The sequence below is a fragment of the Arthrobacter sp. OV608 genome (genome assembly GCA_900110595.1).
Classification (GTDB): Bacteria; Actinomycetota; Actinomycetes; order Actinomycetales; family Micrococcaceae; genus Arthrobacter.
On the sequence record FOEZ01000005.1, the window covers coordinates 245174 to 259533 of the forward strand.

At 63.7% G+C, this 14360-nt stretch carries 13 protein-coding genes and 1 pseudogene; 9 read left to right on the forward strand and 5 right to left on the reverse strand.

What is annotated here, in order from left to right:
- Window positions 1–227: 227 nt before the first annotated feature.
- Window positions 228–443, reverse strand: a complete 216-nt coding sequence (locus tag BMX78_RS09320; RefSeq protein WP_091418811.1) for a hypothetical protein — start codon at window positions 441–443, stop codon at window positions 228–230.
- Window positions 444–666: 223 nt separating this feature from the next.
- On the opposite strand from BMX78_RS09320, the gene BMX78_RS09325 reads away from it, so the two are divergent.
- Together BMX78_RS09325 and BMX78_RS09330 are read left to right on the forward strand one after the other, a co-directional pair.
- Window positions 667–1086 carry an LLM class oxidoreductase gene (locus BMX78_RS09325; protein WP_091418813.1) on the forward strand — a complete coding sequence of 140 codons (420 nt, stop codon included), beginning with the start codon at window positions 667–669 and terminating at the stop codon, window positions 1084–1086.
- Window positions 1056–1886 carry an LLM class flavin-dependent oxidoreductase gene (locus BMX78_RS09330; RefSeq protein WP_091418815.1) on the forward strand — a complete coding sequence of 277 codons (831 nt, stop codon included), beginning with the start codon at window positions 1056–1058 and terminating at the stop codon, window positions 1884–1886. The genes BMX78_RS09325 and BMX78_RS09330 overlap by 31 nt, the downstream gene beginning before the upstream one ends.
- Window positions 1887–2438: 552 nt before the next feature.
- Here BMX78_RS09330 and BMX78_RS09335 read toward each other — a convergent pair.
- Window positions 2439–4382, reverse strand: a complete 1944-nt coding sequence (locus tag BMX78_RS09335) for an oxidoreductase (protein WP_091418817.1) — start codon at window positions 4380–4382, stop codon at window positions 2439–2441.
- A gap of 304 nt (window positions 4383–4686) precedes the next feature.
- Between BMX78_RS09335 and BMX78_RS09340 the strand changes: the two are divergent.
- Window positions 4687–5004, forward strand: a pseudogene (locus BMX78_RS09340) (recombinase family protein); the annotation flags it as partial.
- A gap of 361 nt (window positions 5005–5365) precedes the next feature.
- Window positions 5366–6127, forward strand: a complete 762-nt coding sequence (locus BMX78_RS09345) for an SDR family oxidoreductase (RefSeq protein ID WP_091418818.1) — start codon at window positions 5366–5368, stop codon at window positions 6125–6127.
- Between the two features lie 82 nt (window positions 6128–6209).
- Here BMX78_RS09345 and serB read toward each other — a convergent pair whose 3' ends face one another.
- Both serB and BMX78_RS09355 read right to left on the reverse strand, forming a co-directional pair.
- Window positions 6210–7103, reverse strand: coding sequence for a phosphoserine phosphatase SerB (gene serB, locus BMX78_RS09350; RefSeq protein WP_091418820.1), 894 nt, complete (start codon window positions 7101–7103; stop codon window positions 6210–6212).
- A gap of 68 nt (window positions 7104–7171) precedes the next feature.
- Window positions 7172–7528 (reverse strand): VOC family protein, encoded by a 357-nt coding sequence (locus tag BMX78_RS09355; RefSeq protein ID WP_091418822.1) that lies wholly within the window; start codon window positions 7526–7528, stop codon window positions 7172–7174.
- Window positions 7529–7648: 120 nt separating this feature from the next.
- Between BMX78_RS09355 and BMX78_RS09360 the strand changes: the two genes are divergently transcribed.
- The 5 genes from BMX78_RS09360 (at window position 7649) to lplAB (ending at window position 11693) form a co-directional block, all read left to right on the forward strand.
- Window positions 7649–8434, forward strand: a complete 786-nt coding sequence (locus BMX78_RS09360) for an ABC transporter ATP-binding protein (protein WP_050055299.1) — start codon at window positions 7649–7651, stop codon at window positions 8432–8434.
- An 18-nt stretch (window positions 8435–8452) separates the two neighbouring features.
- Window positions 8453–9238, forward strand: a complete 786-nt coding sequence (locus BMX78_RS09365; RefSeq protein ID WP_091418823.1) for a sulfite exporter TauE/SafE family protein — start codon at window positions 8453–8455, stop codon at window positions 9236–9238.
- Between the two features lie 7 nt (window positions 9239–9245).
- On the forward strand, window positions 9246–10067 hold the full coding sequence (locus tag BMX78_RS09370) for a TrmH family RNA methyltransferase (protein WP_091418825.1): 822 nt from the start codon (window positions 9246–9248) through the stop codon (window positions 10065–10067).
- 152 nt (window positions 10068–10219) lie between these two features.
- Window positions 10220–10477 (forward strand): type B 50S ribosomal protein L31, encoded by a 258-nt coding sequence (locus tag BMX78_RS09375; RefSeq protein WP_009358283.1) that lies wholly within the window; start codon window positions 10220–10222, stop codon window positions 10475–10477.
- Between the two features lie 124 nt (window positions 10478–10601).
- The gene (gene lplAB, locus BMX78_RS09380) at window positions 10602–11693 is read left to right on the forward strand and encodes a lipoate-protein ligase LplAB (RefSeq protein WP_091418826.1); all 1092 of its coding nucleotides are present in this window, start codon (window positions 10602–10604) and stop codon (window positions 11691–11693) included.
- Between the two features lie 2 nt (window positions 11694–11695).
- Here the strand turns inward: lplAB and pepN are convergent, their stop codons facing one another.
- Window positions 11696–14329, reverse strand: a complete 2634-nt coding sequence (gene pepN, locus BMX78_RS09385; protein ID WP_091418828.1) for an aminopeptidase N — start codon at window positions 14327–14329, stop codon at window positions 11696–11698.
- Window positions 14330–14360 lie beyond the last annotated feature (31 nt).

The following is a 14360-nucleotide window of genomic DNA, read 5'->3' on the forward strand; positions in this document are numbered from 1 at the left end:
AGGATTAGATGTTCAGTTCGCCGTGTTTCTTCCTTGGGCTCGGGTGCACTCGAGTCGACGGCCTCACGCCACCATTGCTCCGCTCCAACTCCGGAGTGTCTCCTTAATGTAATCCTCCGTTCGTCCCACAGATACAGGAATAAGAAGCTCGTCCCGCCACCTCGACACAGCCAGTAAGTCCGGGACTGCTCTCATAGCCGTCTGGTGTTGGCGGCCAAGCGCGAAGCTCATCCCATTTCCTCCGCGGCCAGGACCGTCTCGAGGATGTACTGGTACGTCCACTCCGTCGAGTTCGGCGCCAGCGTGGGCCACTCACTGAACGCTTGGCCGGGCAGGAAGACACCCAGCATCACTGAATCGTCGCCGGCGGGCAACGCCCGTTCGACGCAGTGTTCGAGCCCGGGACGGGTGGCCGGGTCGGCGCTGTCAGGATAGTACCGCATTAGAGACCTTTCTGAGCGAGAACGGAAGTTTCGTCGGGAACGTGCGATGCGGAGTCAGTCGACCTCCGAATCATGTCTTCGCGTAGCCGACTCGATCGCCACGCAACCGTCGGCCGCGGATGGAATCGTATTCAGACGGCAAGGTATGGAACTCAATCTAAAAGTAGCGGTGTAGACGGCAGTACTGATATCGTATTCACTGCTAATTGGTATCGTATTCATAGTGAGTTTGAGCGGCGTGGCTATCGGGATTATCTTCGAAGCCGCGCACGAGTTGAGGAGGATGGAAGAGATGACGAGCGTGCCATCGGAAGCAGTTGATGTTCGTGTGGATAAGTGGTCGACGCCGCTATTGAATGATGAGAATCGTTTGAAGATGGCGACGTTCGCAACCAACATGCGCGGGAGTGTGACGCTCGCGAATGTCGAAGGCAAGGTCCAGACCAGCTGGGAGGAGAGCCTGCGGTTGGCTCAGCATGCTGACCGGATCGGACTCGATGCGGTGATTCCGGTGATGCGGTGGCGCGGGTTCGGTGGTAAGTGGAACTTGTCGGACCGTACGTTTGATCCGTTCACGTGGGCCACGGCGGTGCTGGCATCGACGAAGCGGTCATGTCGTTCGCCACTGTTCAGGTTCCCGTGATCCACCCGATGATGGCGGCCAAGATGATCGTGACGGCGGATCACGTCTCGGGGGGTCGTATGGGGGCGAACATCACGGCTGGTTGGTTCCCGGAGGAGTTCGCGATGTTCGGGCTCAAGCAGCGCGAGCACGCCGACCGTTACGCCTACGCGGATGAGTGGACGACGTTACTCAAGATGTTGTGGACCCGTGATGACCGGTTCGATTTCAATGGCGAGTACCTTCAGGCGATTGACGCATTCTCGGATCCGCACCCGTTGCAAGATCCGTACCCGTTGGTGATGAACGCTGGTACGAGCGGTCCTGGCCGTGATTTTGCCGGCAAGCACAGCGATCTGATTTTCGCGTCGCTGCAGAATATGGAGATCGCGCAGCGTCAGATCGCCGAGATCAAGCAAGATGCGTTGCAGAAGCATGGTCGTGAGGTGCGGGTCTTCGGGCGGGTGCACATCGTGTGCCGCCCGACCGAGAAGGAAGCGCAGGAATACTTCCGTTGGGTGCATCGCGATAACGCCGATGTCGCTGCGATCGAAACGCTGCTAGCAGGGTTGAGCGGAAACTCCGCAAGCATGGATAGCATCCCTGAGGAGCATTGGCAGACGATCGAGCGGGTTGCTGCAGGGCGTGGTGCGTTGACCCTGGTCGGTTCCCCTGAGCAGGTCGTCGACGGGCTCTTGGAGCTCTCCAATGCCGGTCTTGATGGTGTCGCGATTTCCTGGGTCAACTACGACGAAGGCCTCCAGCAGATGGAAGACGACATCCTGCCCCTCATGGTCCAGGCCGGCCTCCGGACCACGTAACACGGCCTGTTCTGATCTGCCCGCAATCCTGCGTCCGGCGAGCCGAGGCCGCCACGCCCATCAAAGAAGCCAGACCAGCGGGTCCACGACTCCATTGTGAAGAGCCCATACCCTGACGTGATTGGCATCACTGGGAGTCTTTCTGCGTGTCGGGAGCCCGCAGAAGATTCCGCATCTCAGTTTCTGTAAGGCTGAATTTGTTCACCATTCCTCGTGATCGTGTCGTGTCCCTAGACCCGTATTCGGAGTCCATGAGCGACCATATAGGGGCGCACAACGAGTTGAGCGAAGCGGGCGAAGTCGTCTACTTGGAAAGATGCGGGGTCTACGCGACTGGTCGCTTTGACATCGTCAATCGGCTTTTCCGGGAATGGCCCCCACACTGCCCCCACTGGCAACAACGAGCCCCAACCTAACAAAGTACTACTAGGCACACACACCCTGCACGGTAAGCACCTCACCGGGCTGCGGTTGAGGGACTGGCACGTTGGCTAAGATACGCTACCGCCTGCGTTCCACTCCCCAGGAACCGGAAAGCGGGCATCATCCGACTCATACTGCAGCCCCAACGCGGTATCCCTCGGAGATCGCATCGCCGATGCGCCGCGGGATAATGCAGTCACCGATGACTGAGATCGAGGACATATCGAGTTCCTCCGCAGCACGGGGCAGTTCCGCGTTCGGGATGCGATGACGGTGCCAAACGATCAGGTCAGGTCGGAGCACCTCGGCTTCGCCCCCGAACACCGGCGTCAAGCGCACCTTGCTGGCGTCGTTGTCATCTGCGGAAAGGTCATGCATAGGCCAGTACCGTGTGCCGCCTTCCCCCAGCCGAGTGAGAAGCGGACCGATACTCTCATGCGGCACACGTGAGGCTATGGCGCCCAGCCGGGTGACGAAGAAGACTCTCCAACCGAGAAGTACCAACCGTTCAGCGGCGTTGTACGCGGGCCAGAATCCGTCGTCCTCATCAAACACCACTGCCATGCCAGGCTGCAGCTGTTCAGCAGGAGACATGATCACGTCGTCGACGGTGCGGACAGGAACTTGCCCATACTCCGGCGGTGGGGTGGGACGTGACCCAGTCGCGATGATCACGTGGTCGCTCATCCCCTTGATGTCGGCCAGGTCGCCTTTCCCGATCTCGACGCCCAGGTGCACCGTCACTCGCAACCGCCCCATTTCCCGGGTGAGATAGTCGACGATATCACCCAGGCTCCCCCGGTGGGGTGACTTCGAGGCAATCCGCACGCTGCCACCCAAGGAAGTTCCGCGCTCGTAGATCGTCACGTTGTGCCCGCGGCCGGCCGCCAACCGAGCGGCTTCCATACCTGCTATCCCCCCGCCGATAATGGTGACCTCTCGAGGGCGGTCGACCCTGATGTCCGCTGAATCAGGCCGCACGCGACCGATCTCTGCGTTGACCGCGCAGCGCACGTGCGGATCTAAGGCGCGGCATTCCTGGTTGATCCCCAGGCAGCCCCTGATCTCGGTCAAGCGTCCCTCACGGGACTTGTTGGGCAGCTCAGGGTCCGCCAATAGAGCTCGGGCCATGCCGACCATGTCCGCCGATCCGTTCTTGATCACGTTCTCGGCGCTGTCTACGTCCCGGATGCGCTGGCCCACGAGCACCGGCAGTCCGGTGACGGCGCGCACACGAGCGGCAGAAGGAACCGCAACCCCATCTTCATTTGTGGAGTCCTTGACGTAGGAGCCGCGGACGCCGTGGGTAATGCTGAGGTAGTCGACCTGCCCGGTAACAGCAAGCATCTCTGCGATGCGACACGTGTCCTCAATCGTCATGCCGCCGGGAATCTCCTCCTCGCCACTCAAGCGGACCCCGAGAATCGCACCCTGTGGCAGTTCGCTGCGAATCGATTCCAGCACCAGGTACATGAACCTCATCCGGTTCTCGAGCGATCCTCCGAACTCGTCCGTGCGCAGGTTGGTCGATTCCGACAGGAACTGGGCGACCAGATAGCCATGGGCAGCGTGGATCTCGATCCCGTCCAGTCCGGCCTGGACCATATGAGCGGTCGAAACCCGATACCCCTCGACGATGTCGAGAATCTCCCTCTTTGTCAGCTCACGTGGAGGATAGGCGTCGCGCGGAGTCTTGATCATGCTCGGCGCTAGGGGAATGTATTCCGATGCACCGCCGATGAATTCGCGGCCAACGTGGGCGAGCTGTCCGATCAGCAGTGCACCGTGCCTATGGACGACTTCAGCCTTATGTTCCATGGCCGGGACAACCTCATCGAGGTAGGCTTCCACGTTTTTTCGGCTGCGCGTCCCCGAAGACGGGTGCACGATCGTCGCACCCTGGATGATCATCGCCACACCCCCGGCGGCGAGCCGCTCGAAATGAACGGAGTCTTCCGGGGTCGGCACACCGTCCATAACGAGGCTCGTACCGGCCGGCAGGGCGACGAGGCGGTTCTTGAGCTGCTTGCCGCCGAGCATCATCGGACTGAAAACGTGAGGATACTGCGTCATGGGGAGACCACCTGTCAAAGCTACCTGAAGCTGTTTGTATGGACACAAGACTGCGCGGGCGCGGCTAGGCGATGGCGTCTGCCACTTTCAACACACTGCAACCGAAATCCTAAACAGGTTTGAATACGAAGGCAATCAGAGTTTGGGAACGAATTCAATCAGTGGCTATTCATCCATCACCAGACCAAGGCCAAGCGGGCAGGCGACCATCGCGTCAAATAGTGTCCCCGCTGTAGTGGGCGTTACCGCGCCCGCTAACAACACCCAGCGGACGCCCTGCTGCCCGCTGGGGATCGCCTAACGGGACGGGTTGCGGGCGGCCATCTTTGGGATCTGCTCATGCGGCAGCACCCACGATCCTACTGACCCCCTAGGCCGGCTGCTGTTCAACGTCCTGGGAATGGTGGCCGAGTTCGAGGCCGATCTGATCCGGGCGCGCACCCGCGAGGGCATGGCCATCGCAAAAGCCAAGGGGCGGCTGAAAGGCAAGCAACCAAAATTGTCCAAGATGCAGCGGAGTCACCTTCTGAAACTGCATGACGCCGGCGAATACACACAGGCCGAACTGGCTGAACTGTTCGGGGTGTCACGGACGACTGTGTACCGCGAGCTTCAAAGGTGAACCCACTAAGGACCGATGGGGCGGCATTCTACGCGAAAAGTGCCACTTAGCCCTGTAAAAAGAACGCCATGTAGCCCGCGATTCACAGCTCAAGGTGGTGCATCCGGATTCCGGACGACGGCTCGACAATCTGCCTAAATCGATCAGACCCGTGCCGGCCTCCGCCTGCTTTCGAAGAGGGAGCTTACGGCGGACACTGTTGTCGGGTGCCTTTGCGTGGTCCCCGGGCCGGCCACGGGGTCCGCTCACTAGCCGTCAGCGGCTTCTTTGTGGGGGTCGAACAAGCGAATCACCAACACCCGCTGGCATGATGGACAGCAGACCATCAGCGATTTAGACGTTTCGAACAAAGGGAGCTCGTATGGGACTGCTCGACAACAAGACCGCCATCGTCACCGGATCATCACGCGGCATCGGCGCTGACGTAGCCAAGAACCTCGCCGGCCAGGGTGCCGCCGTGGTGGTCAACTACCGCCAGAAGGCTCCGCGCGCCAACAAGGTGGTGCAGGGGATCGAAGCTGCCGGCGGACGCGCCGTTGCCGTAGGTGCGGACCTCACCACCCAGGAAGGCGTGCAGGCGCTGGCCTCCGCCGCCATGGAGAACTTTGGATCCCTGGACATCCTGGTGCTCAACGCCTCCGGCGGCATGGAAACCGGCATGGGCGAGGACTACGCCCTCAAGCTGAACCGCGATGCCCAGGTCAACATGCTCAACGCCGCCGTGCCGCTGATGAAGGAAGGCTCCCGCGTGGTGTTCGTCACCAGCCACCAAGCCCACTTCATCAACACAGTGCCCACCATGGAGGCCTACGAGCCCGTTGCCCGCAGCAAGCGCGCCGGAGAGGACGCCCTGCGCGATCTCATCCCGAACTTGGCCGAAAAGGGCATTTCCCTGGTGGTGGTGTCCGGCGACATGATCGAAGGCACCGTCACCGCAACGCTGCTGGACCGCTCCACCCCCGGCGCTATCGAGGCGCGGCGGGCTGAAGCCGGCAAGCTGTACTCGGTAGAGGAGTTCGCGGAGGTAGTAGCCAGCATGGTGACGGCCGATGTCGAATCCGGCCACACCGAATACGCCGGCGGTGCCGACTACTTCGGCAAGGGCGCCCAGCCCGCAAGCTAGGCTTCCCCCGCACACGAGAAGGGCCCACGCCGCAAGGAATTCCGGCGACCGTGGGCCCTTTCCCTTTAAGAGTTAAGAGTCGCTAGACCCCGGCCACGTGCCGGACTGCGTCCAGGTACGGCATGTTGATGGCAGCATCAGCCACGGCGCGCACTGCGGGTTTGGCATTAAACGCGACGCCGATGCCGGCCGCGCCGAGCATGTCCAGGTCGTTCGCGCCGTCCCCGACCGCCACCGTGTGCTCCAGGGCGATGCCTTCGGCGGCCGCCCATTCGCGCAGGTACTTTTCCTTCGCTGCGCGGTCCACCACGGCACCGAGCACTTTGCCTGTCAGGGCTCCGTCCACGATCTCCAGCTCGTTCGCCTGCCAGTGGTCCAGGCCCAGCTCTGCCGCAATGGGTTCCAGGATCTGGTTGAATCCGCCGGACACCACGGCCACCGCGTGACCTGCCGCCTTGAAGGCGGCCACGAGCACAGCTGCCCCTTCGCTGAGTTTCACTTCCTCACGGACGGACTGGACGACGTCGGCCGGCAGCCCGGCGAGCACCTGCACCCGGGCGTGGAGGCTTTGGGTGAAGTCCAGTTCCCCGCGCATGGCGGCTTCGGTCACAGCGGCCACCTCCTCGCGCTTGCCGGCGTAGGCGGCGAGGAGTTCGATGACCTCCTGCTGGATCAGGGTGGAATCCACGTCCATGATCAGGAGCTTGCGTTCAGCTGTACGGAGGCCGTTCGGAACCAGGGCGGTATCGAATCCGCTGATCGAGGCTTCGGCCACCGCACGGCGCAGCCCGGCCAGGCCGGCCGCCGTTGCGTCGGGAAGCTCGAGTTCGGCCACGCTGACCTGGTAGCGCTCGTCACCGAAGCTGTTTTCCGAGAGCACCTTGGCGCCACTGGTGGTGAGGACGGAACGCAGCTGCTCCAGCCCGGTAGGGGTCACATTCAGGCCATAGCTGACCGCAGTCACGTTCGAAGTCATGCCTGCAATCTTAGCGAGCGGGGGTGCGCTCCCTTGAATTCATTGCGTCCGGCCGGGACGTGAAGACGCTAGCTCAGGCAGAGGCAGAATGGGTGGCCGGCCGGGTCAAGGAACACCCGGAAAGTGGTTCCCGGCTGGTGTTCGTGCTTGGTCGCGCCAAGTTTGAGGACCTCTGTTTCGGCTGTGTCGAGGTCGTCCACCACAACGTCGAGGTGCATCTGCTGCGGTACCTCCTGGCCCGGCCATTGCGGCGGCCTGTAGGAGTCCACCTTCTGGAAACTCAGGGCATCGCCGTGATCGGCTTTGACGGACCACCAGTCCTCGCCCTCTTCGATCTTCCAGTCGAGCAGGGCGGCATAGAACTCTGCGAGTATTTTCGGGTCGGGGCAGTCGAGAACAACGACAGGAAAGCGTGCGATAGCCATAGCCAACACTCTAGGTGCGGCTCCCGGGACCGCCCACAGTTTTGCGGGCTTGAATTTACGTTGTCGGGCTGGTCACACCAGTTATCAGTCGGTATGTTTTTTGTCCTAGTGTCTACTCCTATGAGTGATGTTCTGGAACTGGACTCCGTCAGCGTTGTCCGAGGTAAAAAGACCCTGCTGGACAAAGTCGACTGGCAGGTCAACGACGGCGAACGCTGGGTGATCCTCGGCCCGAACGGCGCCGGCAAGACCACGCTCCTCCAGATTGCTGCCGCCCGCATGCACCCCAGCAGCGGCACGGCAGGCATCCTTGATGAAATCCTGGGCCGGGTTGACGTCTTTGAACTCCGCCCCCGCATCGGGCTTTCCTCAGCCGCCCTCGCCACCCAAATCCCCGAGCACGAGAACGTCCTCAACGTGGTGGTCACGGCCGCGTACGGTGTGACGGGCCGCTGGCGCGAGGGATACGAGCGCGACGACGAGCGGCGGGCCTTCCGCCTCCTGAACGACTGGGGGATGGGCCCCCTGCTGAACCGGACCTTCGCAACCTTGTCCGAGGGGGAGCGAAAGCGAGTGCAGATTGCCCGCGCACTGATGACCGATCCTGAACTGTTGCTGCTGGATGAGCCGGCAGCCGGCCTGGACCTCGGCGGCCGCGAGGAACTCGTCCACAAACTGGGGGAACTGGCCAGGGATGAGGCCGCGCCCGCCATGGTCCTGGTGACCCACCACCTGGAGGAAGTCCCGCCGGGATTCACGCACGCCATGCTGCTGCGCGACGGCGGTGTGGTGGCCGCGGGGCCCATTACTGAGGTGCTGACAGCCGAAAACCTCAGTGAGACTTTCGGTCTGGACCTCGACGTGACCGAGAACGCCGGCCGTTACACCGCCGTCGCCCGCCGCTAAAAGCGGCACCGCAGCACCTTGGATCTCCTCAGCAGTATTTTTGTGTCCATCGCCGGCCTCTGGGCCGGCACCATCAACGCCGTAGTGGGCTCCGGCACCCTGGTGACGTTCCCCGTCCTCATCGCCCTGGGAGTCACCCCGGTGGTTGCTTCGATGAGCAATGCGATGGGCCTCGTTTTCGGGACGGCTGCCGGAGCGTTCGGTTACCGACGGGAATTGAAGGGCCGCGGCCGCCAGCTGCTGCGGCTGCTCCCGGCGTCCCTGCTCGGTGGCATCTCCGGCGCCTGGCTGCTCCTGCACCTGCCGGAAAAGGTCTTCCACTACGTGGCCCCGGTGCTGCTGGTACTGGCCCTGCTGATGGTGGTATTCCAGCCCCGCATGCAGGCCTGGGTGCGCAACCGCGAGGAGAACCCGGAACACGCGGTGCGGGACAAGCGGCACGCTGTCCTCCTGGTGGTACTGGTCTACCTTGCCGGCGTTTACGGCGGCTACTTCGTGGCTGCCCAGGGAATCCTCCTGGTGGGCATTCTGGGCGTCTTCCTCACCGGCACCATCCAGAACGCCAATGCCATGAAGAACATCCTGGTGCTCGGCGTGAACCTGGTGGCCGCCATCTCCTACCTCCTGTTCGCGTTCGACCGGATCAACTGGCTCGTGGTGCTGCTGATTGCCGTCAGCTCCAGCATCGGCGGCCTCCTGGGCGCCAAGGTGGGCCGCAGGCTTTCCCCCACAGTGCTGCGCGGGGTGATCTTCGTCCTGGGGCTGGTGGCCCTCGGATTCATGATCGCCAATCTGCTGAAATAATCTCCCGGTGACAATCCACTATCTCGAGTCCGCCGCGGATCCCCGCGTGACCGACTACACCCAGCTCACGGACGTGCACCTGCGCAAGCTCCGGGAACCCGCCGAGGGCATGTACATTGCAGAATCCTCCCGGGTGCTGCGCCGTGCGCTGGCCGCCGGGCACCAGCCGCGTTCGTTCTTCCTGGCGGAGAAGTGGCTGGACGATCTCCAGGACATCCTCGGGGCGTACCCGGACGTACCCGCGTTCATCGGCAGTGCGGCCCTGCTGGAGGAGATCACGGGCTTCCATCTCCACCGCGGTGCCATGGCGGCCATGCAGCGGCCTGCGCCGGTGCCCCTGCCCGAACTGCTCGCCGGCGCCCGCCGGGTGGCCGTTCTGGAGGACATCGTGGACCACACCAACGTGGGGGCCATCTTCCGGTCCGCCGCCGCCCTGGACATCGACGCAGTCCTGGTCTCACCCCGCTGCGGCGACCCGCTCTACCGCAGAAGTGTCCGCGTGAGCATGGGCACCGTCTTCCAGGTGCCGTGGGCACGGCTCAACAGCTGGCCGCAGGACCTGCGCCTGCTCAAGGATCACGGCTTCACCGTCGCCGCCCTGGAACTGACTGACGATGCGCAGGACGTGGACAAGGTCGCCGCGCAGAATCCGGAGAGGCTGGCGCTGGTGCTCGGCACCGAAGGCGCAGGCATGAGCGCAGGGACGCTTGCCGCCGTCGACCTCACCGTCAAAATTCCCATGCGGAACGGTGTGGATTCGCTCAACGTGGCTGCCGCCTCAGCCGTGGCGTTCTGGGAGCTGCGCCCCCGCGACGGGCTCCGGGACTAAGCACCGGCGCGAGGCCTGGCGCGGTTCGCTGGCACCGTGCTTATCCGCTATTATTGATAGCTGGCCGTCCCGAGTCTTTCGGCGCGGAACGCGGCCATCCCATTCATACCTGACAACTGGCAAAATCCAGTTGTGTGAACAAAGGTCCCATTATGAAGTCTGATATCCACCCGAAGTACGAAGCTGTTGTTTTCAACGACCTGGCTTCCGGCGTCAAGTTCCTGACCAAGTCCACCGTGTCTTCATCGAAGACCATCGAGTGGGAAGACGGCAACACCTACCCGGTCATCGACGTCGAAATCTCCTCCGAGTCCCACCCGTTCTACACGGGCAAGCAGCGCATCATGGACTCCGCAGGCCGCGTCGAGCGCTTCAACGCTCGCTTCAAGGGCTTCGGCGGCAAGAAGTAAATTCACTTCGCCCAAGCTTTCCAGGGAAGCCCGCACCGGCAACGGTGCGGGCTTTTCGCGTTAACGGCCGGCTTGGCTGCAGTGGCTTGGCGCCGGGCCGCCCTTCTGGAGCAGGATGGGAGCCATGACCGCTACGCCAACCCCAGCAGCTGATTCCGCTTCCCACCGCCACCGTGAGTACAAAGTCCCCGGCGGCAAGCTGGTGGTGGTGGACCTGGACGTCGCGGACGGCCTGCTGGCCAACGTTTCCGTCAGCGGTGATTTTTTCCTGGAGCCGGACGAGGCACTCCTGGACATCAACCGCGGCCTCACGGGACTGCCGGAAGGTACGACGGCGTCCGAGCTTGCCGCCGTCGTCAGGGCTTCGCTGCCACCCGACGCAGCCCTGTTCGGCTTCTCTGCCGACGCCGTCGCCATTGCAGTCCGCCGCGCACTGGCCAAGGCCACATCCTGGGCCGACCACCACTGGAACCTCATCGCGCCCAGTGTCCTGCCCACCGAAATCAATGTCGCCCTGGACGAAGTGCTCACCGAAGAAGTGGGCGCCGGCCGCCGCAACCCCACCCTCCGCTTCTGGGACTGGCAGGAACCCTCAACGGTGATCGGCAGCTTCCAGTCCTACCGCAACGAGGTGGACCCGGACGGAGTGGCCAGGCACGGCATCAAAGTGGTCCGCCGGATCAGCGGCGGGGGAGCGATGTTTATGGAGGCGGGCAACTGCATCACGTACTCGCTGTACCTGCCGCAGACCCTGGTGGACGGCCTGAGCTTCGCCGACTCCTACCCGTTCCTGGACACCTGGGTGATGGCCGCGCTGGAGAAACTGGGCATCACCGCGTTCTACGTCCCGTTGAACGACATCGCCACGGACCAGGGCAAGATCGGCGGGGCCGCCCAGAAACGCCTCGCCAACGGCGGCATGCTCCACCACGTGACCATGAGCTACGACATCGACGCCGACAAGATGGTGGAAGTGCTCCGCATCGGCAAGGAAAAGCTCTCGGACAAGGGCACCCGCAGCGCCAAGAAACGGGTGGACCCGCTCCGCCGCCAGACAGGTCTTGCCCGTGCCGACATCATCGCGGCCATGATGGAAGTCTTCGCCGAGCGCTACGGCGCCACGCCCTCGGAGCTGACCGAGGCTGAGCTGTCCACTGCCCGCGAGCGGGTGGCTACGAAGTTCGGTACCGACGAGTGGCTCCACCGGGTGCCATGAGCTTACGGGGCAGGTGAACCGGCCGCCTGTGCGGTGAGGGCCCGCAGCAGGTGGCTGCGCAGCTCGATGATGATCCTGCGCAGAGCACGGGGCGCGTCAGCGTTGGATTCCAGCCACTCGTCCGTCCGCCGGATGACCGGATGCTCCACCGGCTCCGTGCCTTCCGCCAGGTCCTGGGCCAGCGGGAAGAGGCCACGGACAATCCGGCTCGCGATCTCGATGCTCCGCCCGTCCCACACGCTGCGCAGGGACTCAAAGTACGGCTCCACGTAGCGTTCCAGCAAGTTTTCCGGGGCTGTGGTGAAGCCGCTGATGGTGGCGGACAGCAGCTGGTTGGAGAGTTCGTTCCCGTGCACGGCCGCATTCCATGCCGCAGCTTTAACCTCCGGATCGGGCCGGGCGGCGAGGGCCGTGGCGTGGCCGGCGCGTCCTGATGCCGTGATGTCGCGGGCCAGTTCGGCGTCCAGCTCAGCCGCAGTTGCCTGGCCGTTTGCAGCCAAGGCATGCCAGATGTGCCAGCGCAGTTCAGCATCCACTGACAGGCCTTCCACGGGCGCTGTCCCATCCAACAGGCCCCTGAGCCGGGGCACCATGGAGCGGTCATGCCTGCTGAAGGTGGCGAGCGTCCGCGCCCAGGCCAGCTGCTGGTCCGAGCCCGGCGTTGCCCGGTCCAGTTCATCCTCCACGGTGGCCAGGAAGGACGCCCGCACTGCATCGCGTTCCCGGACCGGGGTGTAGCGTTCGACGGCGGTGCCTGCGTTCTCGAGGATGTTCAGCAGCACCCCGATTCCCGTTTCCGCCGGGCCGAATGCGGCGACCGCGTCCACATACCCTGTAGCGGGGCTCTCGCCGTCGCGGGCCGAGTTCCACAATGCCGTCCAGCAGAGGGCCCGGGCCATGGGATCAGCAATCCGGTCCAGCGATGCACGCACGGTTGCTTCGGATGCAGGGTCCAGCCGAATCTTGGCGTAGGTGAGGTCGTCATCGTTGACAAGCAGGAGGGCGGGCCGCGGCTGGCCGGCCAGCTGGGGGAGTTCCGTCCGTGCACCGGCCACGTCCGTTTCGAAACTCGTGGTGCGCACCAGTGCGCCGTCGCCGTCGAAATTGTAGGAGCCCACGCGCAGGCGGTGCGGCCGCAACTCTTCGCGTCCCGTCACCGGATCCGCGGCTTCCTGGACGATGGCCACCCGGCCCAGCACGCCGCCGTCGTCTGTTGCGGTGTCACTGGGCGCGAAGTCCAGGGACAGCGTGGAGATGCCGGAGGTCTGCAGCCACTGCTGTGCCCAGCCCGCGAGGTCCCGCCCGGAAGCCGTGCCCAGTGCGGCCAGCAGATCGGCCAGCGAGGTGTTCCCGTAGGCGTGCTTGCGGAAGTATTCACGGGAGCCGGCGATGAAGGCTTCAAAGCCCACGTAGGCCACCAGCTGCTTCAGCACCGAGGCGCCCTTGGCGTAGGTGATGCCGTCGAAGTTCTGCTTGGCGGCCTCAAGGTCCGGGATGTCCGCCACGATGGGATGGGTGGTGGGCAGCTGGTCCTGGACGTAGGCCCAGGCCTTGCGCTTGTTGGCGAAGTTGACCCAGGCGGTGTCCCAGCCGGTTGCCCGGTCAACACCCAGCGTGCCCATGTAGTCGGCGAACGATTCCTTGAGCCACAGGTCGTCCCACCACTGCATGGTCACCAGGTCGCCGAACCACATGTGTGCCATCTCGTGCAACAGGGTGTTGGCGCGCGCCTGGTACTGGGCGTCCGTGGCGCGGGAGGTGAAGACGTAGCTTTCGGTGAAGGTCACCAGGCCGGGGTTCTCCATGGCGCCGAGGTTGTATTCGGGCACAAAGGCCTGATCGTACTTGCCCCAGGGGTACGGGTAGTCGAAGAGCCGGTTGAAGAAGTCCAGGCCTTTTTTGGTGAGCCGGAACAGCTCGCCGGTGTCGAATGAAACGGCCATGGAGGCGCGGCAGTACAGGGCGAGCGGGACGTCCAGGGAGGTCCCGTCGTCGAGCGTTGCCTGCCAGCGGTCCTCCGCCTTGAAGTACGGCCCGGCCAGCACTGTGGTGATGTAGGTGGACACGGGCTCTGTGGCGGCGAAGTCCCAGCGGGCCGTGCCGGGATCGTCCGCGAGCAGCGTGCGGTTGACCTCCGCGCCATTGGAGGCGACGTGCCAGCCCGCGGGCGCCACGACATGGAAGGTGTAGGTGGCTTTGAGGTCGGGCTGTTCAAAGTTGGCGAAAACCCGGCGGGCGTCGGCCGGCTCGTACTGGGTGTAGAGGTAGCACTGCCCATCGGCGGGGTCCACGAACCGGTGCATTCCCTCGCCCGAGCGGCTGTAGAGGGCCGTTCCGGTCACGGTGACCTGGTTCTCGGCCTGCAGGTCGTCCAGCCTGATCCTGGCGCCGTCCACCACCTCATCCACGCCAAGGCCCTTGCCGTTCAGGACCACGCTGTGCACCTCGCTGCCAATGAAGTCCAGGAACGTTGAAGCACCGGCCTCGGCGGTAAAGGTGATCACACTGCGGGTGGGATAGCCGGCCACGTCCGGGTCCGGCGCCTGCCGCACGTCCAGCGAAACGTCGTAGCTGGTGGTGCTGATCAGCGCTGACCGGGCGGCAGCTTCATCGCGCTGCAGATTCTCATGTGACACCCAGCTATCTAATCACGGGGCTGGTGTCCAA